The sequence below is a fragment of the Tissierella creatinophila DSM 6911 genome, assembly GCF_001940565.1.
GTDB lineage: Bacteria > Bacillota > Clostridia > Tissierellales > Tissierellaceae > Tissierella_A > Tissierella_A creatinophila.
Genome location: NZ_LTDM01000004.1, coordinates 1 through 25,912 on the forward strand (window position 1 = coordinate 1; position 25,912 = coordinate 25,912).

23 protein-coding genes are annotated in these 25,912 nt (G+C 29.6%); 19 read left to right on the plus strand and 4 right to left on the minus strand.

Annotation, left to right across the window (positions count from 1 at the left end; genetic code table 11):
- The first annotated feature begins 221 nt into the window (after positions 1-221).
- The 16 genes from TICRE_RS01465 (at position 222) to hdhA (ending at position 16,398) form a co-directional block, all read left to right on the plus strand.
- The gene (locus TICRE_RS01465; RefSeq protein WP_075724404.1) at positions 222-890 is read left to right on the plus strand and encodes a response regulator transcription factor; all 669 of its coding nucleotides are present in this window, start codon (positions 222-224) and stop codon (positions 888-890) included.
- Between the two features lie 2 nt (positions 891-892).
- Entirely contained in the window at positions 893-2,257 is a 1,365-nt protein-coding gene (locus TICRE_RS01470) for a sensor histidine kinase (protein ID WP_084191718.1), read from the plus strand.
- 144 nt (positions 2,258-2,401) lie between these two features.
- The gene (locus tag TICRE_RS01475) at positions 2,402-3,829 is read left to right on the plus strand and encodes a spore germination protein (RefSeq protein ID WP_075724406.1); all 1,428 of its coding nucleotides are present in this window, start codon (positions 2,402-2,404) and stop codon (positions 3,827-3,829) included.
- A 1-nt stretch (position 3,830) separates the two neighbouring features.
- Complete coding sequence (locus TICRE_RS01480; RefSeq protein ID WP_075724408.1) at positions 3,831-5,054, plus strand: Ger(x)C family spore germination protein; 1,224 nt, start codon at positions 3,831-3,833, stop codon at positions 5,052-5,054.
- Positions 5,051-6,154, plus strand: coding sequence for a GerAB/ArcD/ProY family transporter (locus TICRE_RS01485; protein ID WP_075724411.1), 1,104 nt, complete (start codon positions 5,051-5,053; stop codon positions 6,152-6,154). The genes TICRE_RS01480 and TICRE_RS01485 overlap by 4 nt, the downstream gene beginning before the upstream one ends.
- A 95-nt stretch (positions 6,155-6,249) precedes the next feature.
- Complete coding sequence (locus TICRE_RS01490; protein WP_075724413.1) at positions 6,250-6,792, plus strand: NADPH-dependent FMN reductase; 543 nt, start codon at positions 6,250-6,252, stop codon at positions 6,790-6,792.
- Positions 6,793-6,883: 91 nt separating this feature from the next.
- A complete protein-coding gene (locus tag TICRE_RS01495; protein ID WP_075724565.1) occupies positions 6,884-7,729 on the plus strand; it encodes an NYN domain-containing protein in 846 nt (281 codons plus the stop codon).
- A gap of 171 nt (positions 7,730-7,900) precedes the next feature.
- Positions 7,901-8,842, plus strand: coding sequence for a C39 family peptidase (locus tag TICRE_RS01500; protein WP_075724415.1), 942 nt, complete (start codon positions 7,901-7,903; stop codon positions 8,840-8,842).
- A gap of 246 nt (positions 8,843-9,088) precedes the next feature.
- Positions 9,089-9,694 (plus strand): sortase, encoded by a 606-nt coding sequence (locus TICRE_RS01505; protein ID WP_075724417.1) that lies wholly within the window; start codon positions 9,089-9,091, stop codon positions 9,692-9,694.
- A gap of 21 nt (positions 9,695-9,715) precedes the next feature.
- Positions 9,716-10,630, plus strand: a complete 915-nt coding sequence (locus TICRE_RS01510; RefSeq protein ID WP_143583002.1) for a LiaI-LiaF-like domain-containing protein — start codon at positions 9,716-9,718, stop codon at positions 10,628-10,630.
- A gap of 191 nt (positions 10,631-10,821) precedes the next feature.
- On the plus strand, positions 10,822-11,061 hold the full coding sequence (locus TICRE_RS01515) for a hypothetical protein (protein WP_075724421.1): 240 nt from the start codon (positions 10,822-10,824) through the stop codon (positions 11,059-11,061).
- Between the two features lie 10 nt (positions 11,062-11,071).
- Positions 11,072-12,430, plus strand: coding sequence for a tripartite tricarboxylate transporter permease (locus tag TICRE_RS01520; RefSeq protein WP_075724423.1), 1,359 nt, complete (start codon positions 11,072-11,074; stop codon positions 12,428-12,430).
- A 17-nt stretch (positions 12,431-12,447) separates the two neighbouring features.
- Positions 12,448-13,398 carry a mevalonate kinase gene (gene mvk / locus TICRE_RS01525; protein WP_075724425.1) on the plus strand — a complete coding sequence of 317 codons (951 nt, stop codon included), beginning with the start codon at positions 12,448-12,450 and terminating at the stop codon, positions 13,396-13,398.
- The gene (mvaD, locus tag TICRE_RS01530; RefSeq protein ID WP_075724427.1) at positions 13,388-14,350 is read left to right on the plus strand and encodes a diphosphomevalonate decarboxylase; all 963 of its coding nucleotides are present in this window, start codon (positions 13,388-13,390) and stop codon (positions 14,348-14,350) included. Before mvk ends, mvaD begins: the two co-directional genes overlap by 11 nt.
- Positions 14,351-14,363: 13 nt before the next feature.
- Positions 14,364-15,446, plus strand: a complete 1,083-nt coding sequence (locus TICRE_RS01535) for a phosphomevalonate kinase (RefSeq protein WP_075724429.1) — start codon at positions 14,364-14,366, stop codon at positions 15,444-15,446.
- Positions 15,447-15,600: 154 nt separating this feature from the next.
- Entirely contained in the window at positions 15,601-16,398 is a 798-nt protein-coding gene (hdhA, locus tag TICRE_RS01540) for a 7alpha-hydroxysteroid dehydrogenase (RefSeq protein WP_075724431.1), read from the plus strand.
- Between the two features lie 77 nt (positions 16,399-16,475).
- Here hdhA and TICRE_RS01545 read toward each other — a convergent pair whose 3' ends face one another.
- From TICRE_RS01545 to TICRE_RS01555, 3 genes are all read right to left on the minus strand, one after another.
- Positions 16,476-18,746 (minus strand): transglutaminase TgpA family protein, encoded by a 2,271-nt coding sequence (locus TICRE_RS01545; RefSeq protein ID WP_075724433.1) that lies wholly within the window; start codon positions 18,744-18,746, stop codon positions 16,476-16,478.
- Entirely contained in the window at positions 18,730-19,869 is a 1,140-nt protein-coding gene (locus tag TICRE_RS01550) for a DUF58 domain-containing protein (RefSeq protein ID WP_075724435.1), read from the minus strand. Before TICRE_RS01550 ends, TICRE_RS01545 begins: the two co-directional genes overlap by 17 nt.
- A gap of 67 nt (positions 19,870-19,936) precedes the next feature.
- A complete protein-coding gene (locus tag TICRE_RS01555) occupies positions 19,937-20,878 on the minus strand; it encodes an AAA family ATPase (RefSeq protein WP_075724437.1) in 942 nt (313 codons plus the stop codon).
- A 291-nt stretch (positions 20,879-21,169) separates the two neighbouring features.
- On the opposite strand from TICRE_RS01555, the gene TICRE_RS01560 reads away from it, so the two are divergent.
- Positions 21,170-22,948: an SLC13 family permease gene (locus TICRE_RS01560; RefSeq protein WP_158016376.1), complete on the plus strand. Its 1,779-nt coding sequence runs from the start codon at positions 21,170-21,172 to the stop codon at positions 22,946-22,948.
- Positions 22,949-23,018: 70 nt separating this feature from the next.
- Here TICRE_RS01560 and TICRE_RS01565 read toward each other — a convergent pair whose 3' ends face one another.
- Positions 23,019-24,470, minus strand: a complete 1,452-nt coding sequence (locus TICRE_RS01565) for a sodium:solute symporter family transporter (RefSeq protein WP_075724441.1) — start codon at positions 24,468-24,470, stop codon at positions 23,019-23,021.
- A gap of 519 nt (positions 24,471-24,989) precedes the next feature.
- On the opposite strand from TICRE_RS01565, the gene grdA reads away from it, so the two are divergent.
- Entirely contained in the window at positions 24,990-25,469 is a 480-nt protein-coding gene (grdA, locus tag TICRE_RS01575; protein WP_084191724.1) for a glycine/sarcosine/betaine reductase complex selenoprotein A, read from the plus strand.
- Between the two features lie 42 nt (positions 25,470-25,511).
- Entirely contained in the window at positions 25,512-25,907 is a 396-nt protein-coding gene (locus tag TICRE_RS01580; RefSeq protein ID WP_075724447.1) for a GrdX family protein, read from the plus strand.
- Positions 25,908-25,912 lie beyond the last annotated feature (5 nt).

Sequence of the window (25,912 nt, forward strand, 5' to 3'; positions counted from 1 at the left end):
AGTACCTTTATTAGTCATGCCTTCAGGTACTAAAACCATATAGGCAGAGGCTCCATATCAATGGCAAATCGGAAACAACGGAATATATTTTTTATACTAAATGCGACAACTTGCTTGACAAACTCCGATAATGACAATGAACATTACGAAGATTAGAAAAATAGGGTATAATAAATGGTGAACCTGAGGGTTCACCATTTATTTATAAGAGGAGCTAAAAGATGAAAAGAATACTAATAATTGAAGACGAGACATCCATATCAGATTTCATAAAAAATGAGTTAGAATACGAAGGATATAGTGCCATAATTTGTGCCGATGGGAAAGAGGGATTAAACGAATCTTTAAATAAAGATTATGATTTGATAATATTAGATCTTATGCTACCAACTTTAAATGGATTTGAAGTATGTAGACGTCTCAAAAAAGAAAAAGATACACCCATAATAATGTTAAGTGCAAAAGATAGTGTTATGGATAAGGTTGCAGGACTTCAAATTGGTGCAGATGATTATTTAGCGAAGCCTTTTGCAATTGAGGAACTTCTTGCTCGTATTAATGTTATCTTTAGAAGAAAAGAAAATAGTGGTTCAATAACAATTAAATTTAAAGATTTATTAATTGATCAAGGTTCTAGAGTAGTAAAAAAGGAGCAAGAAGAATTAAATTTAACAACTAAAGAATATGAATTATTAGTTTTTTTAATTAATAATCAAGATAGAGTTGTATCCAGAGATTCATTACTAGAAAACATATGGGGCTATGACTATGACCCCAAAACCAATGTTGTTGATGTCTATATTAGATATTTAAGAAATAAGCTTAATCCCAACGATAAGGAAGAATATATTCAAACAATTAGATCAGTTGGATATATTATGAGGTCATAAATATGAAGAATAAAACAAAACTTCCAGTGTTTATGGAACTTACATTTGTATCATTAGGTATAATTACTACTATTTTGATAGTGTATATGTTTATTCAGCTTATAAGTCTGAATTTTTTTAGTATTGATTACCAGAAGGAACAAATAAGAAATAAATATCATGATATTGAGCTATTATTATCCTATGCTAATATCGAAGAAGATAAATTCATTAATCTTAATGAGTTTATAAAGGGAAGAGAAGAATTTATACGTATTTATCAGGGTGGAACTATTCATTATTTCACACCTTCTAATGTGTGGGATAACATTCCGTTAAGTGTAGAAGATATTAAACTTAAGACATATACTCAGCTTATACAATTTAAAAGATATATAATATTAGATTCTCCTATTTCAATAAATGATACTGATTATAGAATTCAAATCATCCAGCGTGAAAGCATATTCAATGATTTTATTGAAAGCTTTTTTTCAACTTTTATATATGCACTATTAATAGGACTAGTACTTAGCATTATTGGAGCTATTTATGTTACTAAAATATTTTTAAAAAGACTAAACAATTTAACTGACACTATGAAACAAGTAAAAGACAAAGGGATAGAACATAGAGTAGAAATTTCTACTAAAAATGATGAGTTTGACAAGATAAATATAATTTTCAATACAATGATGGATGACTTAGAAGATTCTTTCAATAAACAAAGCAGACTTATTGCAGATGCTTCTCATGAATTTAGAACACCATTAACGGCTCTTAATGGACATTTAAATATGATTCAAAGATGGGGGAAATATGATGAAGAAAGGTCTGAAAGGTCTATAATGATCTGTTTACAGGAGGTTGAGAGATTAACTAAGATGGTAAATGACTTATTAGTACTCTCAAAATCAGATAATACCAATATTGATATAAATGGAATAGAAGCTATAAATTCCAAAGATTTAATAACAGAAACTATTGAAAACTATAAGATATTAAATCATAAGGTAGAATTTAATCTTGATATTCAAGAAAACATTAAGATTAAGATAAGAGAAGAACATTTAAATCAACTGTTAATGATATTTATTGAAAATGCAATAAAATATAATGACAAAGAAACTGTTATTATAGATATAAAATTATATAAAGAGAAAGAAAAAACTACATTATCAGTAAAAGATAACGGAATAGGTATTCCAGAGGATGAAATACCATTTATAACGGATAGATTTTATAGAGCTGATAAATCAAGAGGTAAGTCAAATAACTCTTTTGGACTAGGATTATCAATAGCTAAAAATATAGTTGAAAACTATAAAGGTCATATTGTTATTTTAAGTGAATTGGGAGTTGGTACTGAAATCAAAGTGGAAATATAATTTATGGTATAGCTAAGACATTATCATAAATTTTTCTCATCACCACAAAAGATTTAATGGGTTAACAAGGTCAATCTTAAAGTTATAGATTATATTTTAAATGGCAATACTAATATATAATGGTGTAATGAATGGAGGGCCTTTATGATATCCAGGAATATAGATGAAAATAAAATAAAAATAAAACAACTTTTCAAAAATTCATCAGATTTAGTCTTATATGAGTTTAAGACTCTAGCAAATGGTATGGCCTTAGTTGTTTATTTGAATGGATTTATAGATAAAGAGGCTTTAAATCAGCATATATTGGAACCTTTAATGAACAATTTAAAATCCTCATTAGATATTAAATCGACAGTATCAATTTCTGGAATGGAAGAAACTGATAATATGGATGATATCATATCAGCAATAACTTATGGAAACGTTATACTCTTTCATGAAGGTCTTGAAATATGTTATATATTTAATCTTGCCAGCTATGAAAAGAGGGCAGTAGAAGAATCTCAAAACGAACAGGTCCTTAAAGGTCCAAAAGAGGCCTTTGTGGAGGATATAAGTGTAAACAAAACACTTATAAGACGTAAGATTAGAAATAACAATTTGATTTTCGAAGATTTTATTTTTGGACAAGAAACAAATACAAAAGTATCCATAGTTTATATAGATGGGATAGTCAATGAAGACATCTTAGCAGAATTAAAGGCAAGGTTTAAAAAGATCAAAATCGATGCAATTCTTGATATATCCTATATTGAAGAATATATTGACGATGCACCTAAGAGCATGATAAATACTATATTTAATACTGAAAAGCCTGATGTGTTAGCTGCTAAAATTTTAGAAGGAAGAATAGGGATTTTATGTGATGGTTCACCTAGTGCTTCAACTTTGCCAAGTTTTTTTATAGAAAATTTTATGGTGCCAGAGGATTATTATGTTAAACCTAGCCATGGTACATATCTAAGGATTGTTCGATTCATATCTTTTTTGATAAGTATTACATTAGCTGGTGTATATATAGCTTTGATAAACTTTCATCAAGAAATGATACCTAAAGAATTATTGATTTCCATGGCAAGACAAAGGGAAGGTGTACCTCTTCCCAGCTTTTTAGAGGCATTACTTATAATCTTTTTCTTTGAGTTATTGAAGGAAGCAGGAATTAGACTACCTAAACCTGTAGGTCAAACAGCTACTATAGTAGGTGGCTTAGTAATAGGTCAAGCAGCTGTAGAAGCAGGTCTTATAAGTGCAGTTATGGTCATTGTAGTTTCAATCTCTGGAATAACAGAATTTGTAAATCCACAATTAAAGCAAATGATTATTATGAATAGATTGTTTTTATTTTTATTAGCTGCTTCCTTTGGATTATATGGTATAGTCTGTGGAATATTAATATTGACATTTCATCTTGTTAGTGTTAGATCTTTTGGAGTTCCATATCTTTATCCAATAGCTCCCTATGATAAAGAAGGAATGAAAGACTTTATAAAGAGAGCTCCTATGAAAGAGCTTAACTATAGACCAAAGTATATACCTAACAAGTATTCAAGAAGAAGGAGCAAGTAAAATGATAAAGAAAGCAATATCTATAATTATTTTAACTTTAATGCTAATGGTATGTACTTCTTGTGCTGGATCACGTGAATTAAATGAATTAGGTATAATAACAGCTACAGCATTGGATATAGAAAATGAAAAGATAATACTCACTAATGAAGTTGTCATACCACCAGCTACTGAACCAGGTAATCCTATAGAAGATAAAGTGGTGTATGTTCAGAGTACAGGTGATACTATTTTTGAAGCATATAGAAATGCCACATTAGAGTTTGATAGAAAGTTATACACAGCTCACAATATGGTGGTTGTTTTTGGAGAAGAATTTGCCAAAAGAGGGATTGGAGATTATATAGTTGATTTTTTAAACGATTCTGAACCAAGAGAGGCATTATATATGCTAGTAGCTAAGGGTGATAAAGGATACAATTTACTGGGGATTAATGCAGGTGTAGCATCTACTTCAGGCGATTATTTGATAGGACTAATTGAAAATTTTAAATATACTTCAAAAACTAGAAGTGTTACTTTATATGAATATTTTAAGTATTTCTATAAAAACAAGACTCCCCTGCTAGGTGTTGTCCAAAAGGTAGAAAAAATAGAAACAAATAAAAAGAAGGTTAAAGATATACCAAGCAAAACTGTGCTAAATGTAATGGGAGGTGCAGTTTTTAGAAGAGATAAATTAGAAGGATACTATACAGCGGATGAGATGATAGGATTTAATTTTATGACAAATAAAGTAAAAGGTGGCCTTATAGTATTTGAGGTGCCTGATGGCAAAATCGATAATAAGCTTATCGCCACTAAAGGGAAATTTACTACGATGGAGATTATAAGTAGTAGGACAAAAAAGGATATTGAAATAGTGGACGGACAGATACATCTAAATATAAATGTAAGACTTAAAGGAACTTTGGGGGAGGAAACAGAGGGACTCAGAGTTACTGAGTTAGATGTTAAGAATTCTATACAAAAGGCTTGTTCAAAAAGAATAGAAAAATATATTGAAACAGTTATGAATAAAGCACAAAAAGAATTTCAAATTGATAACTTAGATATAAAAAACTTAGTATATATCAAATATCCTGAAGTATGGAATGAGATTTCTGATGATTGGGACAAGGAGATATTCCCAGATATAATTTACACAGTAAAAGTAGAAACAAATATGGTAAGAACAGGTTTAACAAATATTCCCCCAAATCTTGAGAAGGGAAGAGAAAAATGATAGTGGAAAAGATAACTACAAGACAGATGATGCTATATATTATGGCAACTAGAGTATCGATTTCTATATCTGTTTTGCCAGCAATTAATCTTCCACCATATAATCATGATATATGGATAATGGTGATGTTATCGATTACCCATACATTTATTGTGATGATTCCATTACTATATTTAGCAAATAAATTTACTGAATATAGTGTAATTGGATATATGAAAAAGATATTTGGTAAAAGTATAGGTAAAATTTTGGGTATATTATATGTATTGTATTTTATAATGCTTTCAATCAATGGAATAACCATACAATCTGAGTTAGTAGCAACTAGCTTTTTAGTGGACACATCTAATATTGTTATCATAGGGGTTATGGTCATAACCTGTATATATTTAGTTACTAGAGGTATTAAAAATATTTTGACAGCATCAGAGATATTAATTCCAATAGCACTATTTATAATTACCTTATTAGTATTATTAGGTCTTGTTAAAGTAGATTATTCTATCCTATTACCAATATTAAAATATTCATCTTTTAAAGATATGAATTTAGGTGCTATACAATTAACATTTTTTTATACTGATATATTTTTATTAACTATGATTGTACCTGAACTTGAAAATAAAGAGGATATAAATAAAATATTTTTTATAACTACTGTATTATCATTATTATTTTCAGCAATAATAATTGTTGTAGTTTTTGGATCACTAGGTGTAGAACAATCTAGACATTCAAATTTTGCTTTTCTTTTATACACAAGATCCTTAAAGGACATTAAGATTTTAGAGAGAATTGATCCAGTATTTGTTATAGCTTGGTTAATTACTAATTTTATGAGGCTGACGGGATTTCTTTATTTAGCAACTAGAGTTCTAAGGGAAATATTCAATAAAGATGAAAAAGATAAGATCATTGTTTTTATAGTAGGGGGAATCAGTGCAGTGGTTTCTATGCTAATACTAAATGAAAGATCTGTTATTGGAATCAGGAAGCAATTTGATCTATTTTATGGTATTTTATTTGTAATTTTTGTAATTGCAATTCCTGTTTTGACATGTATTGTTTATTTCTTTAGAAGAAAATCTCTTAATAAATAAATTGTTTTTTAACCCCAAAAAATAACTTGCTTATTAAATATACTTAAAATGGGTAATATCTACATTAAGAGTATTAATATATGGGAGGATTTAAAATGAAAATTATTATAATAGTTGGAAGTTTAAGGAAAGAATCGTATAATAGAAAGGTAGCTCATTTTATAAAAGAAAGATATAAGGATAAACTAGAGATGGAAATTCTTTTATTAAATGATTTACCAGTATTTAATGAAGACATTGAAGAAAATCCACCAAACCCAGTAAAAGAATTTAAAGAGAAGATTAAACAAAGTGAAGGAGTACTCTTTTCTACACCAGAGTATAATCACTCAATACCAGGGGGATTAAAAAATGCCCTGGATTGGTGTTCAAGAGGTGATAGGGTTTTATCAAAGAAGCCAACATTTATAGTAGGTTCTTCCAGTGGAGATATTGGAACAGCAAGGTGTCAATCAGATCTTCGTAAGGTTTTAGACTGCCCTGGAGTAGCAGCTTTAAATCTCCCAGGTAATCATGTATTAATAGGAAATATACAAGATAAGTTTGACCAAAATGGAAAATTTAATGATGACACAACTATAAAGCGTTTGGATAAAGTTTTAGATAATTACATCGATTGGGTAAAAAAGATTAAGTAATCTTAAAATTAAGACCCTATAGATTAAAGGAAGAATTTTCTATAGGGTCTTATACATAAATTGACAATAAAAATTAAAGGGGGGAATAATGTTGGCTGAAGATAAGAAATTTGCAGTACTTATAGATGCAGACAATGTATCAGCAAGATATATTAAATATATAATGGATGAAATATCAAACTATGGTGTGGCTACATATAAGAGAATTTATGGTGACTGGACAAAACCAAATGCTGGATCATGGAAGGAAATCCTACTTGAAAACTCTATCACTCCTGTTCAACAATATGGATATACAGTTGGTAAAAATGCTACAGACTCGGCTATGATAATAGATGCCATGGATATATTGTACTCTAATCATGTAGATGGCTTTTGTATAGTTTCTAGTGATAGTGATTTTACTAAGCTTGCATCCAGACTTAGAGAATCAGGTATGCTTATTGTGGGAATGGGTGAAAAAAAGACTCCAAAACCATTTATTGCAGCTTGTAATCAATTTAAATATTTGGATGTTCTTGCTTCTACAAGTGAGAATACGCAATCAATAAAAACTAGCAAAAAAACAGATAGTAGTTCTAATAGTTCTAAAAGCAAGAAGACAGATGATGAAGAAGAAAAAGGAATGACTGATATAAATGTTATTAAAGCAGCTATAATTAAAATGATAAATGAATCAGATTCAGAGAATCAAAGTATAAATATGGCAGAACTTGGTAATAGATTGGCAAAAAGATATCCTGATTTTGATGTTAGGAACTATGGAGATACAAAGTTATCAAGATTTTTAAAGAAGATGGAATTTCTTAAAATTGAATCAGATAAAAGTGAAGGTAATTCTATATGGGTTTCTCTAAAAAGTGATGAGGATATAGAACCTATAAAAACCCCTACTATAGTTAGTAAAAAAGGTAAAAACCATTATAAGAAAAAATAGATTTGTTTATATACTTTGAGGTAATGAACTTTTAATATTTAAAGTTAAAAAAGAGTAAATTTTATGATTGTAACAGCTGCTTTATGTAATTATCATTTATATTGACATTAATTTTATTCCAAGTTATAATAAATTGTTGTAAATTGATTTGAAGGGATGGGATAAAATAAAATGAAAAAAGTAATGGCTTTATTTGTAGTATTGTCAATGATAGGTTTAAGTGCATGTACTTCTAACCCAAAAGCAGATAATGTAAAAAAACAAAAACCAGAATTAATTTCAGGTAAAGATTATGATGCTAATGGTGGTGCAGATTCTTATTCAAACGCTGGAGATAATGAAAAATCTAAGTATTATCTAAATCCAGATTTTTATAATATGAAATCTGATGATGAAGTTGTAATAATTCCTAAGTTTAAAACTATGCAGCAAACAACGGAATGGAGCTGCGGTAATGCAGCTGCTCTTATGGTACTAAATCACTTTGGTACAACTGATATTACTGAAATGGACTTAGCGGTAGCTATGAAATCATCAACGGATTTAGACACTCCTAATGCAAAACCGGGTAGTGCAAATAACTTTTATGAATATGGAACAGATGTAAAAAGGATGTATAATTATTTTAATAATCTAGAAGGATTTAAAGTGGTAGAAACGAGTTATAAAGAAAATTATAAAGATAGTGATTTAATAAAAGAAGTTGATGGAACATCACCAGCTGATATAGGAAATCTAAAACCTGTTTTTTCTTCTATGAGCCTTTATTCTAGTGAAAACAGCGATGATACAGATAAATTTGTAGATGATGCAGGTGAAAGCTACTTTGTAAAATGGCTTAGAAATAACTTAGATAAAGGACGCCCAATTATGGTAGAATGGGGTGATTGGGATGGACATTGGCAAACTATTATTGGTTATGACAATAATGGGACACCATCTATCGGTGACGATATATTAATATTTGCAGATTCTTATGATACATCTGATCACTGGCAAGATGGATACTATTACTATCCACTAGAGAGATGGTTTTATATGTGGAAAGATAGAAATATTGCTTCAAAACCTTATCAAATTCAGCCATATATTATAATTGATACTGTAAAATAAACTATTTTAATTTCCTTAGGTTTTTACTTAAGGGAATTTTTATTTATGACTATGTAAAAAATAGGTACATTAGAAATAAATTAACATGAAAATCCTAATATAGAAGTATTATATAATAATACAGATTTTGGAGTAGGAGACTAATAGTAAATAAGATATCTAAACTTTTAAAAGTTTAGATATCTTATTTACTATATAGAGGATTGGCTATATAATTTGGGTATATTATTTAAAGAGGTGGGATAGATGAAAAAACGTAAAATAATTGGATTTACTATAATATTAATTGGAATATTAACTATGGCTTATCCTATAAGGCTTAGGTTCTTTGCAAATATGGAGCAAAAAAAACTAAAAGAAGAATTTATAGAAAAAAAACAAACTTTAAATGAATCAGTCCAAAAAGATGGAAAAGAACAAAAGGAGATAAAATATGATAGATGGCCAGATACTCTTATGAACATCCCTAAGATAGATTTAGAAGCTATGGTAGTTGAGATGGAGGCAAGCAATATAGATGTTTTCGCTCAAAATGCAAACTATCCTCCAGCTCACTATAGAGATACAGACTTTCCAGGGGGAAGGAGTAATGTCGCTATAGCAGCACACAGAACAGGACCTGCGGATTACTTTAGAAATCTAGATAAACTGGAAGAAGGAGATAAGATAACTTTGGAAACATCTCAGGGAATTCATGAATATATTGTAGAAAAGGTATTTATAGTAGATCCTACAGATATTTCAGTTATAAATGCTACAGACTATGGTGCCTTAACACTTACTAGCTGTGAAAGAGAAGATGGAATAAGCAATAAAAAAAGAATCATAGTCCGTGCAAAGCTAAAAGATTAGTATATAAAATAGTTCAAAGGGGTGATTAAAATAAAAAATAAAAAGGTAAATCTAGGTATTGTTTTAATTGTAATAGGAATCATATGGATTTTAAGTAATTTAAACTTAATCAATGTAAACGTTTATAATATCGTGAATTATATGATAAGAGGAGTATTTGATTTGTGGCCACTTATTTTAGTTATAGTGGGAATTAATATAATGTTTAAAAGAGAAGGTTTAAACACCATATTGTGGATTTTATTTTTTATTGTATTAATTGTCTATAGTCTTTTTATAAAGGGTAATATATTGGAAAAAACTTCCAATGGCAATTTAAAAGATGAAATATATACTGTAGAGATGAGGGAGGATATAGAAAAAGGAAAACTTGATTTAGATGTAGGGGCTACAAGTTTTAATATAGATCCAATAGATGATGATTTTGCAAAACTAGAACATGATGGAACTTTTAATTATAAGTTTAGTAGAAAAGGAAATGAAGAGAATCTTTATATTTCAAATGAGATTCCAAATGATATTTTGAATAATAAGAATAAAAGGAGTTTTGAACTCGGATTAAATAAAGAAATTCCATGGGAACTTGATCTAGATGTAGGAGCTATATCTGGAAATTTAAATTTAAAAGATATAATGGTAAAAAAGTTAGATGTAGATATGGGTGCTGGTAAAATTGAAATAACACTTGGAGATAAGGCGGAACTTACTTCTATGGATATAGATGCTGGAGCTTCTCAAATAATCTTAAATATACCAGAGAGTTCAGGATTAAAGTTAAACTATGATGGTGCATTAAATAGTACCAATTTTGATGACTTGGGACTTATAAAAACTGAAAATGGTAAATATGTTTCTGATAATTTTAATGCTGCAAGTTCAAAATATGAAATAGAAGTAGACATGGGAGTAGGACAATTTTCAATAAATTATTATTAAAAAATAGTTTAATATATGGAAGCTAGAGTGACTTAGAAGCACATCTAAAGGAGAGAATTAATACTACTTAGATGTGCTTTTCATTGTCTAAATAAAGACAAAATATAAATTGTTGTAAATATATGTTAATATATAGTTTAGAAAGATTTTATCTATTATATAAGTATATAAAAATATAAAGGAGTTGGAAAATGGATAAGAAAAAACAAATGGTTGAAATTTGGGGAGATGTAGTTGAAATAAAGTCACTGATAATAGCTATAATTGTTTCTATAGTTTCTACTATGGGATTTTATGCGATAGCTCCAAGTGATGATAAAACAAAACAACTATTCTTTGGTCTAATAGGTGCAGTTATAGGATTTACTATTTCAGCAATTTTTATTAAACCAAAGAGAATTATAGTAATAGAGGAAAAAATAGAAGAATAAGGGGAAGTTTATGGATACTACAATTATAATACAGATGATTTTAATGTCTTTAATAGCGGTCTTTATATATACGTTTATAGGTTTTATACCGGGAACTGATGAAACTTCAGTGCTTATGCCTATAACTCTTGCAGTTATATTAGCAGGTACACCACCTGTAGTTATACTTAGTTTTTTTATAGCAGCTATAGTTACATTAAATCTTGTAAATGCTATACCAACAGCTTTAGTTGGACTTCCAGGAGGGGTTATGTCAAGTCCTATGATGGAGCATTCTCTTTATCTAAAGGAGAAGGGATTATCTGCTTTAGTTATAAGAAAGATGGCGGTTGGTTCTTTGATAGGAACTATTATCTCTATTCCTATATCTTTAATCTTATCGGGTATCTTAGCTCCCTTTGGAGCTAAGATAAAAATAATTGCTCCACTACTTTTTTTTATAGGTGCAATATTTTTATCGCTAATAGGAAAAAACAAAACACTATCACTTTTTAGCATAATACCTATGGCAATACTTTTTATGGGTTTAAGGCATCTTTACTGGGGTATTGGGATAGTGCCAGAAGGAACAAATATTACAACTTCATTTTTCTTAGGGATTACAATAGGACCACTGATAGTGTCGCTCTTTAACCTTTTAAATAAGAAGAACAGAAGTATTGTAACTACAAAAGACAAAAAAGAAATTTCAATACCAAGCAATAGTAGAGTGAGTAAAACATTAAATCCTTTTAAAATATTATCAGAAGAAGAAATTAAGAGTTCTATTATTGGGGCTTTAGTGGCAAACTTTTTATTTGTACTTAGTCCAGTAGGTCTTACTATTTTATTTGGGGAATCACTTTCAAATAGGATAAAAGACCCTACAAAGAAGGCAACTACTGCTATTACAACTATGAGTGCATTAGCCCAATCAACATATCTTTCTGGTATAATAATTCCACTAATTGCTATAGGAATACCACTTTCTCCTACAGCAATTGGTCCTGGAGGAGCCCTTTTTAATGCTCCACCTGTTTTCTCATTAGAAAATAATATACATCATTTATTGAGTAAGGGAGAATTTGTTGCAGCAATCCTTATAGGAAGCCTTATAGCAGTTTCTATAACTTATTATATTACAAATAGATTTGCAAGTAGTATCTCAGCATTCGTATTAAAAAAGATACCTCATGAGGCAATACTAGGTATTTTTATATCACTTATATTTTTATTAGCTTATATGGATGCAGGACTTATAAACATATTTGGAGTGCTTTTAATAGGGTTAACATGTGGTAGTTTAAACAAAATGGGAGTAAACTATGGGATACAGTTTATGACACTCTATGCAGCACCTTTTATAATAGAAAAGATAATCTTATTCTAAGATTAAAGGGGTAAATTATGGATAAAAAAATATCATATGGAAGTGCAATTGGAAAGATAATACTTATGGGAGAACATTCTGTTGTATATGGAGAACCTGCTATAGCTATTCCCTTTCCGAGTGCAAAGATAAAGACAAGTATTTATAAGAGTAATGGTGATACGGTTTTAAATTGCTTCTCATATAATGGAGCTTTACTAGAGGCACCTGAAGAATTTTCTGAACTTAAATCGGTCATTAAAAAGGTAGTAGAAGATCTTGATGAAAAATTAAAGGACTTTAATATAGATATAAAATCTACAATACCTTCTGAAAGGGGAATGGGTTCTAGTGCTGCTGTAGCGGCTTCTGCTATAAGAGCTTTATATGATTACTTTGATATACGGTTAGATAATAATACTCTTACATCTCTAGTAAACTTTTCTGAAATAATAGTGCATGGAAATCCTAGTGGGATAGATACGGCTATTGTAGTGGGTGAAAAACCACTTTACTATATAAAAGGTAAACCTTTGGAAGTCTTTAAATTTAAACTAGATGCTTATTTAATAGTTTCTGATACTGGAGAAAAGGGTATGACAAAGTTTGCAGTTTCAAAGGTTAGAAAGTTTATAGAAGATAATCCTGCTAGAGGTAAAGAGCTAATAGAGAGTTTAGGAAAACTCTCTAGTGATGCAAAAAAGATTATAAAAGAAGAAAAAATAATAGAACTTGGAAAAGCCATGAATAACGCCCAAAACCTATTAAAAGAGCTAAGGGTTAGTAATGAGACTATTGATAGTTTAGTAAGAGTGTCAATCGATAATGGGGCTCTAGGATCCAAGTTAACTGGTGGAGGTCTTGGGGGATGTGTTATAACACTTTGTTCTACTAAAAAAGAGGCAATAAGTATTTCGAATACACTATTAAATAATGGAGCTAAAAATACTTGGATTTCTAATATGGGAGTTGAGGAAGATGAAAGCTAAAGCAAGGGCTCATGCAAATATTGCACTTATAAAATATTGGGGTAAAAGTGATGAAAATTTGTCACTACCTATGAATAGCAGTCTTTCACTTACACTTGATGCTTTTTATACAGAAACAGAGGTTGAATTTACAAATTCTATTAATGAGGATGTTTTTTTCCTAAATGGAGTAGAAGATAAAAATACATTATCTAAGATAAGTAAGTTTCTAGATCTCTTTAGAATTGCTAGGAATATGAATGAAAGAGCAATAATTAAAACTATAAACTATGTACCAACAGCAGCTGGGCTTGCCTCTTCAGCTTCAGGATTTGCAGCTCTTGCTGCCGCTACTAATAAAGCGAGCGGATTAGATGTAAATAGTAGAGAACTTTCTACATTTGCTAGAAGAGGTTCAGGAAGTGCTACTAGAAGTATATATGGAGGAATTGTAGAGTGGCAAAAGGGGATAAATGATAAAACTTCTTTTGCTGTAGAAATAGATGATGCATCTTGGGATATAGGAATGGTGGTTGTAATAGTAAATAGGGAAGAAAAAAAGATGTCTAGTCGTGAAGGAATGAAAAGTACTATACTTACATCCCCTTTTTATAAAAATTGGCCTGAGGATTCTCAAAAGGATTTAAAAGAAATAAAGATTGCAATAAAGGAAAAGGACTTTGAAAAGATGGGATATATTACAGAGAGAAATGCCCTGAAAATGCATGCTACAATGCTCGGAGCAAATCCACCTATAATGTACTTTGAGCCCAAGAGTATTTTAGTTATGCAAATAGTTCATGAACTTAGAGATAAAGGTATACCTTGTTTTTTTACTATGGATGCAGGTCCAAATGTAAAGATACTTTGCAGATTATCCCAAGGTGAAATGATAAAAAATAGACTTATGGAAGATTTTAAAGAATATGAAATAATAGTAACCGGACCAGGTCCTGGTGTTGAAATCATCTAAAGGAGAAGATAATATGATTAGTAGTACTTCCCCTGGAAAACTTTATATAGCTGGAGAATATGCTGTGGTGGAAAAAGGTTATCCAGCTATTATAGTGGGAGTAGATGGGTTTATAACAGTTTCTCTAGAAGAAACTAAAGATATGGGAAGTATAAAAGCTTATGATAATACACCCATATCTTTTAAGAGAAAAGATGAAAGGCTCATTTTAGATTATAGAGATAATAGACTTTTTTATTTAATAAATAGTATAAATATAGTTGAAATTTTAGTAAAGGAGATGGGAAAAGAGCTTAAATTTTATAATTTAAAAGTAGAAAGTGAACTTGAAGATCTAGAAGGTAAAAAATATGGACTTGGCTCAAGTGCTGCAGTTACTATAAGTACCATAAAAGTTTTATGTAAGTTTTATGGTATAGAAACTACTAAGGAAAAACTATTTAAACTAGCATCATTAGTTCACTTAAAGGTAAATAGTAACGGTTCTTGTGGAGATATAGCTGCTAGTGTATATGGTGGATGGATTTCTTTTAAAACATTTGATAAAAACTGGGTTCTAGAAAAAAGAGCAAATCTCACTATTAAACAATTATTAGATAAAAAGTGGCCGTTTTTAGAAATTAAAAGATTAACTCCTCCTGAAGATTTAAATCTTTTAATAGGATGGACAGGGAGACCTTCTAGCACTACTATCTTGGTTGATAGGGTAAATAAAAGTAGACAAGATAATAGTCAGTTCTATAAAAGTTTTTTAGAAAAAAGCAAAGCTTGTGTAGAAAATATTATAAAAGCTTTTGAAAAAGGCGATTTACTAGGAATTCAAAATGGAATAATGATAAATAGAAATTTATTAGTAAATATGGGGCAAGAACTAGGCATACAAATAGAGACACTTGGATTAAGTAGATTGTGTGATATAGCCTTAAAATTTAATGGTGCAGCTAAATCTTCGGGAGCTGGTGGGGGAGACTGTGGTATCGCCATTTTTAATGATAAAAGTAATTTAGAAAAACTTATATATGAGTGGAAAAAGGAGGGTATAACTCATTTGCCATTAAAAGTATATATTGAGGAGGAATTAAAAAGTGATCAATAGAAAAGAAAAAAAGATAAAAAACTGGGGTATAGAAAGAGATATTTCTTATAAGGATTTTTTAAATATGATTATTGCAAGTAAAACTTAATTTTAAGTCTTTATTTTGAGTTTTAAATAAGCTTGCTATATTAAAAAAAGATGAGGGAGTGTTAAGATGAGATTAGAAGGAAAGGTAGTTTTAGTAACAGCAGCAACAAATGGAATAGGAAAAGCCATAGCCCATCTTTGTGGAAAAGAAGGGGCGAGCGTTTATCTTGGTGCTAGAAACATGGAAAAGGCAAAAGGAGTAATTAAAGAATTTGAAGATGAAGGTATAAATGTAAAAGCAGTATACAATGATGCTTCTAAAAAAGAAACTTTTGTTAGTATGATTGAAGAAGTAGTAGAAAATGAAGGCAGAATAGATGTACTTGTAAATAACTTTGGAGGATCCAATCCAAGGAAGGATTTAGATATAAAATCAACTGAGTATGAAGAGTTTATAAATACTGTTGATTCAAATCTATCAAGTGTATTTATATCTTCTCAAAAGGCGATAGAATATATGGCAAAACAAGGTGGAGGGTCTATAATAAATATTTCTTCTGTAGCTAGTACAAGCCCTGACATTAGTCAAATAGGATATGGTGTTAGTAAAGCAGCTATAAACTATTTAACAAAGATTATAGCAACACAGTCTGCTAGGGACAATATAAGATGTAATGCCGTACTCCCAGGGATGACTGCTACAGATGCAGTTAAAAACAACTTAACTCCTGAATTTAGAGACTTTTTCTTAAAACACATACCTATTAAAAGAATGGGAGAACCAGAAGAGATTGCGGCAGCTGTAGTATATTTTGCAAGTGATGAGTCCAAATATACAACTGGACAGATAATGGAAGTTTCAGGTGGATTTGGAATACCTACACCAGTATTTGGTGATTTAGCAGAAAGTAAAAGCAAGAGATAATTATAAAAGAAGAATATAAGAGAGACTAAATAGACCTATTTAGTCTCTCTTATATTTTGTAGCAACTTAATAAAGCATTAAGGTATTTCTTTTCTCTTTTTAAAATAAATATTGATATATTTCCTATATAGATAATTAGATTTTCCAAGAGTGTTTTTAAGCCTATTATCTAATTCATGTTTATATTTTAAGAGAGATAAAACATCTTTCTTTGTAGCTTCTATATCGCTATATTTAAGCTTAACGAATATAGCAGTTATATCTTTTATTCCATAGTCTTTAAAATCTATAAATTTGTATGCAATCCGATTCGCGTAGTCAAAGTGAGTTTCTCCATTTTGTATTGGAAATCCTAAGATAGTTAATAGATCTAAAACATCTTTATATAGATATATAATCTTTTCTTTGTTTGGTAATGAAGCCAAAAATTTTTCTTTAGAACGATACTTTAAAGATCTCCATATAATTCTTATAATAATAAATAATAAAACGCTTAAAATTGAGCTTAATGAGATAATTATCCATAAATTTTTAACTTTATTTTCATTTGTATCTACTACAATATTCTCATCTTTTATAGGAGTATCTATTTCTTCTTGAGGTTTCTTTGGAATATCCTCTTTTTCTGGAATTATATCTTCTTTTGTATCAGGTTTTATTTCCTCTTCTTCTTTTTCTGGATTTTCTAAAGAATCATATGCGGCGGTAGGTTCAAAACTCATCCATCCTACAGGTTCTATAAAAGCTTCAACCCAGGCATGGGCATGTTTTTGTCTAACTTGGTATTTGTTTTCATCGATTTTTTCATCTACAATATATCCTTCTACATATCGTGTGGGAATATCTTCCAAACGAAGCATTACTGCCATAGCACTAGCATAGTAGGTACAATAACCCTCTTTCTGTTCAAATAAAAAGTGGTCTATAAATTCTGCATTCTCGGGTAGTGGAGGTACATTTAGATTGTATTTATAATTATTTCTTAAATAATTTTGTATGGTGAGGGCCTTTACATAATCATCTTCTATACCTTCTACTAAAGACTTTGTTAAATCTTTAGTTCTATCTGTAATTATTCCTTCAGGCAATCCCAAATAAAAATCTAAATCTATCAATTCTAGTTTTCTTTTATTTACTCTATTAAGTATTAATGATTCATATGGTAAAGGTTTTAAAAACTCAACTGTATACCCTTCATTTTTATATATACCGTTTTGAGATGTAACTATCTCATCGTTATCTACAAGTATTGAAAAGTCTCTATTTGAACTTATACTCGTAGCTTTATATGGAGTAAATATACTTTTAGATGTAAAGGAGTCAAAAGTTATAGTTATTTCATCTCTTATATAATATCTATCTTTTTCTGGCTGTGATAATTTGCTGAAGTCTTGTCTTAAATTATATTCCCATAACAAAGAAGACATATTCACCCAACTTCTACCTGTATAAAAATGTTTAGTATTACCTCTTAAATAGAGAGGTTCGTTAGTGTCTACAGTCATTACTTTTCTTTCACTTTGAACAAGAGGACCGCCTAATTCTGAATCTATATTTTTATCTGAAAAGCCAGATTTGGAAAAATTAAATAGATTTGCGTTTGCAGTTTTTCTATTATAATCTTTATAGTATCTTAAGTCCTCAACTACAGGAAAACTATTGTATACTTTTTCTTGAAGATAAGGCCAACCTATATAGTTATTTGACTTTGGTATAAGAAAGGCAATAGATACAATTATTATACTGTAAGTAATGGCAATACTAATCCATCTACCAAAAACTTTATTATCATTTAATTTACTCTTCTTATACCCTTCAAATCCTAATAAAATTAAAAAGAGAAATAAAAATACAACTGTGAAATTATAAGCTTCATCTATAAATGAATACCAATAAGTCAGAAATACAAATAGATAAATGGGTATTAAAAGAAATATGTTTTTCATTCTATAGATTATGATAGAGGTATAAACAGAGGTAGAAGCTACAATAATAAAATACATTATAAATAGGTTTTCTTCTAGTATAGGCACTCCATTTTGAATGTTTATTATTAAGTTTGAAAAAATCAGTATTACTCTATTAGCCATATAGGGAAATATTGGGAATCTATAAGTGTTAATAAACAGCATTATTAAAAACCCTACTATTAAACTTATAAAAATAAGGATAGGATATTTAGTAAAGTATTTAATTATAGTAGATATTATAATAACTATAATTAATTGTCTAAATATATCTATTTCAAGCCCTATAACCTTTCCAACCAAACTTGTTAAAGTAAATATTATAGCTATATACAATAAGTTTAATAAAAACCTTTGCCTTTTATTATATATTTTTTCCATGCTTTATCTCCAACTCTTCTTTGATATTTGAATTATAATCTATAAAATATAGTTCTATATTTTCCTCGGTTAATCTATTTTCTATATCTTTATTTATAAGCGGATCATTATTTTCTTTATCAGTTACTATAATAAAAATAGGAATTAAGTTTTTCATTTTAAGTTTTAGTGCTATTTCGCCCATTTCTTTGTCTAAATTTGGAGTTATTATCATTATCATAGAATTATCTATAAAAGAATACATCTTTTCTTCTATTAAATCTATTATGGAGGATTCTCCATTTCCTTTAAAGCGTGCAAACATTTCTAGGAAAACTTTTAAATTCTCCTTCTTTATATTAGAAATTTCTATTAGCTCTTTTTTAGAAAATGTATTTAAAGATAAATCTATATCTAAATTTAGAAGATAGTTTACAATAGCAAGTGAAGTATCAACTATTTTATCTTCTATATGACGATCAAAGTCATCTTTAAAATAAAGTTTGTTATTATTTATAAATATATTTAAATTAGCATTACTCACAGGTTCAAAACTCTTTACCATAGGAGTTCCTCTTTTAGCAGAGACTTTCCAATGGATTTGATTTATAGAATCACCCTCTGTATATTCTTTTATAGAAGATATACTAGTCTTGTCCTCAAATATAGAGTCTTGCATAGATAATTCTCCTAAGTTTTTATTAGAATAGATTTTAAAACTATCAAGTTCAATTATATTTGGATATACTAAGAGATTAGTTTTATTGTGGAATTCTTTTTTAAATGTAAAAAGAGAATATATATCAGATATCTCTACTTTTAAATCCACAAGTTCATAGAAACCTCTTCTTTTTAATCTTATTGTATCTCTAAATCTAAAGTCTTCAAAAGGTCCTAGTGATAATGTTTTAATTGTTGTCTTTTTACCACTTAGTATTTTGCTTATATCACTAGAAAAATTAATCATTGGAATAGAAAAAAAGTTTTTATTTTTTAACCTGTATTCTATTTCTATTTTAACACCAGTGTATAGAGAATCATCCGGTAAATTTATTTGAGCTTTTATTCCTATAAATGATAATAAGAGATGAACTAGAGGAACTAAAAAGCTTAAAATAGAGATATAAAATAGAAAATAGGGCATAGGTCCTCCTACAAAAAAAGCAAAAGAAAAGCTTAGTATAAGCAAAAATATATAAGAAAGCTTAATCTTATGCATCTTTAATTACCGGTATAGAGATATTATTTAAAATGTTTTTTAAGATAGTATCTTTATTCTTTCTTTCGATTCTAGCACCAGGAGATAGGACGATTCTATGCAAAAATACAGGATAGACCATTTGTTTAATATCATCTGGAATCACATAATTTCTTCCTGATAAAAATGCTTTAGCTTTTGATGCTTTTAATAAATCTATGGAAGCCCTAGGACTTGCTCCAAGTTCTAAGTCTTTACATTCTCTAGTAGCATTTGAGATATTTACTATATAATCCATTATATCCTCATGAACTGTTAAATTATCTATAAACCCTTGTATTTCTAATATATCACAGCTTTCTAATACTGAACTTATAAGACTTAAATCTCCAATACTACTATAGTTTTTTAGTATCTCTTTTTCATTTATCTTATCCGGGTAGCCTAAGGATATCTTCATTAAAAATCTATCAAGTTGAGCTTCTGGAAGAGGAAAGGTACCCCCATATTCAAGTGGGTTTTGAGTTGCAAGCACCATAAATGGTTTTTCTAGGATAAAGTGAGCATTTTCTGTAGAAATTTCCCCTTCTTCCATGGCCTGTAAAAGGCTCGATTGTGTTTTAGGGGAGGTTCTATTTATTTCATCTGCTAAAAATATTTGACTAAAGATAGGTCCTTTTTTAAAAGTAAAATTACCAGTGTGCTTATCATAGATGCTAACTCCTATTATATCTGAAGGCATGATATCTGGTGTAAATTGAATTCTTTTGTAAGATAGATCCATACTCTTTGCGAGTGCCTTTACAAGGGTAGTCTTACCTACACCTGGTACATCTTCTATAAGAAGATGGCCTCTAGAAAACAAAGTGATTAAAACAAGCTCTAATACTTCTTTCTTTCCCTTTATAACTTTATTTAAATTTTCAAGTAAGATTATAGTTTTTCTATTATTCATAAATACCTCCCTAAATATCTATATTTAAATAGATTATATCATAGATATATAAATAATTATTCTGATATTATAGAATTCTTTTAGCTTTAATATTTCTATGGTTCCATAAAATGGCATAAAAAACTTGATTATCAAAATAATTAAATAAACATAGAGTATATATTAAACAAACTTAATAGAGAAGAAGATTATATAGATGAGAAAATTAATTTTTCAAATGGGTATATACATAATATGTATTTTTCTTATAAAAAAATATAAAAGAAATAAAATCTGAAGAGGTGAATTGATTTGAACGCACAAATTATTGTATTTATAGTTATATTTGCTACTCTTTATCTTTTTATAGATGGAAGAGTACGCTATGAATTTGTTTCTTTATCTGGACTTATAGTTCTTGTTATAGCGAGGGTTATTGACCCTCAAGATGCATTTTTAGGTTTTAGTCATCCTGCAGTTATAACTGTAGCATCTGTACTTGTAATAAGTAGTGCTCTTGTAAAGTCAGGAGTAGTGGAACTTTTAGTAGTGTTTTTAAATCAAAGGAGCAAGAAAACTACAACTAAAATAATGAGTCTTATGGTTGTTACATCAATACTTTCAGCATTTATGAACAATGTAGGAGCACTTGCTCTTATTATGCCTATTGCTATAAAGGTAGCTAAAGATAATAAATTATCTCCATCTATATTGCTTATGCCAGTATCATTTGCATCTCTTTTAGGAGGAATGATAACAGAAATTGGTACACCTCCAAATTTGATTGTTTCAAGTTACAGGACAATAGGGGGAGGAGAATCCTTTAGATTTTTTGACTTTGCCCCTGTAGGTATAACACTCACATTAGTAGGTATTTTATTTACTATACTTATTGGGTGGAAACTAATACCAAGGAGAAAATCTCAAGATGAGAAAAGTTTATTTAATATTGAGAGTTATCTTTCTGAAGTAGTTGTAACTGAATCATCTAAAATGATTGGAAGAAATTTAATGGATTTTTCTAGAGTCTATAAGCTTGAGTTAAATGTTTTAAGCATAGTGAGAGAGGGAAGAAGGATAGTAGCTCCAAATGCTTATGAAACTTTAATGTTAGGAGATGTCCTTATAATTAGAGCTATCACATCCGAACTTAGTGATCTTGTAAAAAGGACTGGACTTTCTTTAAAAGGTGCAAAGATGGATCCTTCTTCTTCACTTAGTTCAAAGGAGATGGCTTTAGTTGAAGTTGTTTTAAGAGAAGATTCATTTTTAATAGGTAGGACTGCCCTACAATTAAAACTTAGAAATAGATTTAATGTAAATCTAATAGCAATTTCAAGAAAAGGAGTATCTTCTATTGAAAGACTTAAATCATTTAGATTTAAGTCAGGAGATATACTTCTTATGCAAGTTCCAGTTAGTATTCTTCAAGATACCTATTCTAAACTTGGATGTCTTCCATTGGCTGAAAGAAAAATCGAAATAGAAGGTAACAAAGATAAAAAGAAAGAAGTACTTCCTTTACTGATTTTTATTATATCCATTGCAATAACTACTGTTGGACTTTTACCAGTGCAAATTGCATTTTCACTTGCAGCTATAAGTTTAGTACTTCTAAAAGTAATTACTCCTAGAGAATTTTATGAGGCAATAGAATGGCCAACGATTTTAATGTTGGGTGCTCTTCTTCCTTTAGGAAGTGCACTTCAAAGTAGTGGTGGATCAAAAACTATAGCCAATATCCTTAGTAGGGTTTCAATAGTATTGCCACCTTATATGATGGTAGTGCTTGTTATGTGTATAACTATTATCCTTACAAATCTTATAAGTAACTCGGCATCAGCAGTTTTAATGGCACCTATTGCATTTAGTTTAGCCAAATTTATGGGAGTATCACCTGATGCACTTCTTATGAGCGTATCTGTAGCATCTTCATCAGCTTTTTTAACTCCTATAGCTCATCAATCAAATATGCTTGTAATGGGTCCTGGAGGATATAAGTTTACTGATTATTGGAAACTAGGTCTTCCTTTAACTATATTAGTTTTAGTGATAGGAACACCTCTAATTCTATATTTATGGCCATTATAAAAACAAAGATATTATAAAAGGCTACTAGAAAACGATTAATCGTTTGCCAGTAGCCTTTTATATATCTAATTTATGCTTTTAATGTTTTATTTGAATATACTTTACTTAATATAAACATAACTGTAGCTGAAATTAAAACAGCTAGCATAGAAGAGAACCAAAGATTAACATTTAAAATCATTTGGAATATTATATATGCTATAGGACCTACTATACAAGCTCCAAGTGCCCCTTCTTTTGTAGCTCCAGGCCACATAAGTGATGCAAAGAGTGGAACTGCAATAGATGAACCTATACCACTTAAACCTAGATATAAGAATATTGATAAAAATTCTGGTGGATTAAGCCATGTCATTACTAGAACAATTACACTAATTATTCCAACAGCGGCTCTTGTAATATTTATTACTGTTTTTCCAGATGCTTTTGGATTTATAGTTTGTACATAAAGATCATTTGCTATGGCTTGTGCTACTACTAAGAGCATAGCTTGAGTAGTACTCATCATTGCACCAAATATTCCTATCATCATAACTGCTGATAAAACAGTTGGAAGATAATCTATAGCTAGTTGTGATGTAATATAGTCTCCTGGAAGGTCTGGATAAAGTATTCTTCCTGAAAGACCTGTAAAGTATAATGTGTTTAATGCTATGGTTAATACTAAAACAACTATTAAAAAAGTTCCTATAGTTTTTTTGCTAGTATCTTTTATACTCATAAATCTAGCTGCAAGATATGGTTGAGATACAAACATGATTGCCCAATAGAAAAATACTCCTATAATTCCCTCTATAGGAAATAATGCACCTGGACTTCTAGGCTCAACTATCTTTAACATATTTGGGTCTATTGCTTTAAGACCTATTTCTATTCCTTCAAATCCCCCTACTGCTTTAAGAGCAGTAACTACTAATATAATGGCTATGAAAAACATTGGAATTCCTTGGATAAAGGAAGCCAAAACAACAGAATTAAGACCACCAAACGCTACATAAAAACCAATAAATACTGTGAATATAACTATCCCTGTATTAAATGGGATATTAGTAAAAGATTCCAATAAAACAGCTGCACCTTTAAACTGTGCCACTAATGGAAATAAGTAAAATACACATATTGCAAGCGCTATCACGATTCTTACGCCATCACTTTTATAGTGTTGTCCTAAATACTGTGGAATCGTAAGAGAACCAAGTTCCTCTGATTTAGTTCTTAGTTTTTTCATTAAAAGTAATGCTGGAAATATCATCCCTGGTATAATAGCAACAACTATCCAATAATAAGGCCAACCTACTTGTGACATAACTCCTGGTTCCCCCATAAATGCTGCGGCACTTACAGAACCAGTAACATAAGAAAATGCTAACATAACGGGACCTGTATCTCTTCCTCCTAGATAATACTCTTCCCCTACATCTCCTGAAGAATTTTTACTTTTTTTAGCTGACATTATTCCTGTAATAACCATTGAACCTAAAAAAAGTGCAAACATTATTATAGACCAAACTTTTAAACTCATATTAATTTTCCCTCCCAGGTGTAATCATGTAAACAATTATAGCAATTAAAGAAATAGTAGTGGTTAGTGCTTGAAGTCCAAGCATAATTTTCCATGTAGCCATAATTTACCTCCTCATTTGTATTTTTTTTAAACATAAGTGAGATTATATACTAAACTTTCTATCTTATAAAACGAATAAAAATAGAGAAAATTCGATATTATTCGACAAACCTCTATGTAAAAATTCGCTCAAACATATTGAGAACATAAACTCTAAAACGATTGCATATTTTTAATTATTACAAGTAAAATATTAACCTTGAATATAACGAATTTAATTATAAATATTATTATAATATGTTGAAATTTCAATTATTTAAAGGGTTTTAAAATAAATATTTTAAAATTATTATATGTTTTTATAAAATGCACTTGAAATACAAGTGGAAAACATATACAATACTAAATATAAACAGTTGAAAAACATTCAACACAATTTAAAAATCAATACAATATATTTTAAAGGGAGGTTACAATATGTCAATTTTCAATAAAGATTCAAAAGTAATAATTATTGGAGATAGGGATGGTATTCCAGGACCAGCTATGGAAGCATGTGTAAACACTACATCTGCAGGTGAGATAGTTTTTTCATCTACAGAGTGTTTTGTCTGAACGGCTGCAGGAGCAATGGACCTAGAGAATCAAAGAAGGGTAAAAGAAATCGCAGATAAACACGGTGCAGAAAATGTAGTTGTGATTATAGGCGGAGCAGAAGCAGAAGCGGCAGGGCTAGCTGCCGAAACCGTAACTGCAGGAGACCCTACTTACGCAGGCCCATTAGCAGGAGTTCCGTTGGGACTTAAAGTATATCACGCAGTAGAACCAGAATTTAAAGCAGAAGTAGATGCTGAAGTTTACGAAGACCAAATCGGTATGATGGAAATGGTATTAGACGTAGATGAGATTATAGAAGAAGTAAGTGGAATTAGAAATGAGCATGGAAAATATAACTAATTAAATAAATATATAACAGAACGTATGGAGGGAGGTAAACGCATGGAAAATACATTTGATTATGATATAGTAACAAACAATCCAAGTGTAAAAGATAAATATGAAAATATTATATTTGTAGATGGTGGTTTTAAAGATGTATTATTTAAAGTTAGGGACTTAGTTCATAATGGTGCTGAACTTATTAATCATCCACTAGGAGCAAGTATAAGAATGTTCTTCTCCCCATATCGTTCTATTATAATAAGAGAGAAATCTGAGGGAAATTCTGAGATAAATAAAGAATACTATATAAATACTATTGAAAATAGTATAGAAAACTATAACAAGCAGATGGAGAATAGAAATCCAGATGTAGTAAATAGTGAAGATTATTCTTTAATTGATGAAAATCTATTAGAATCAGCTATAGGTGAATTCAAAAGAATGCAGAATTAAAAAAA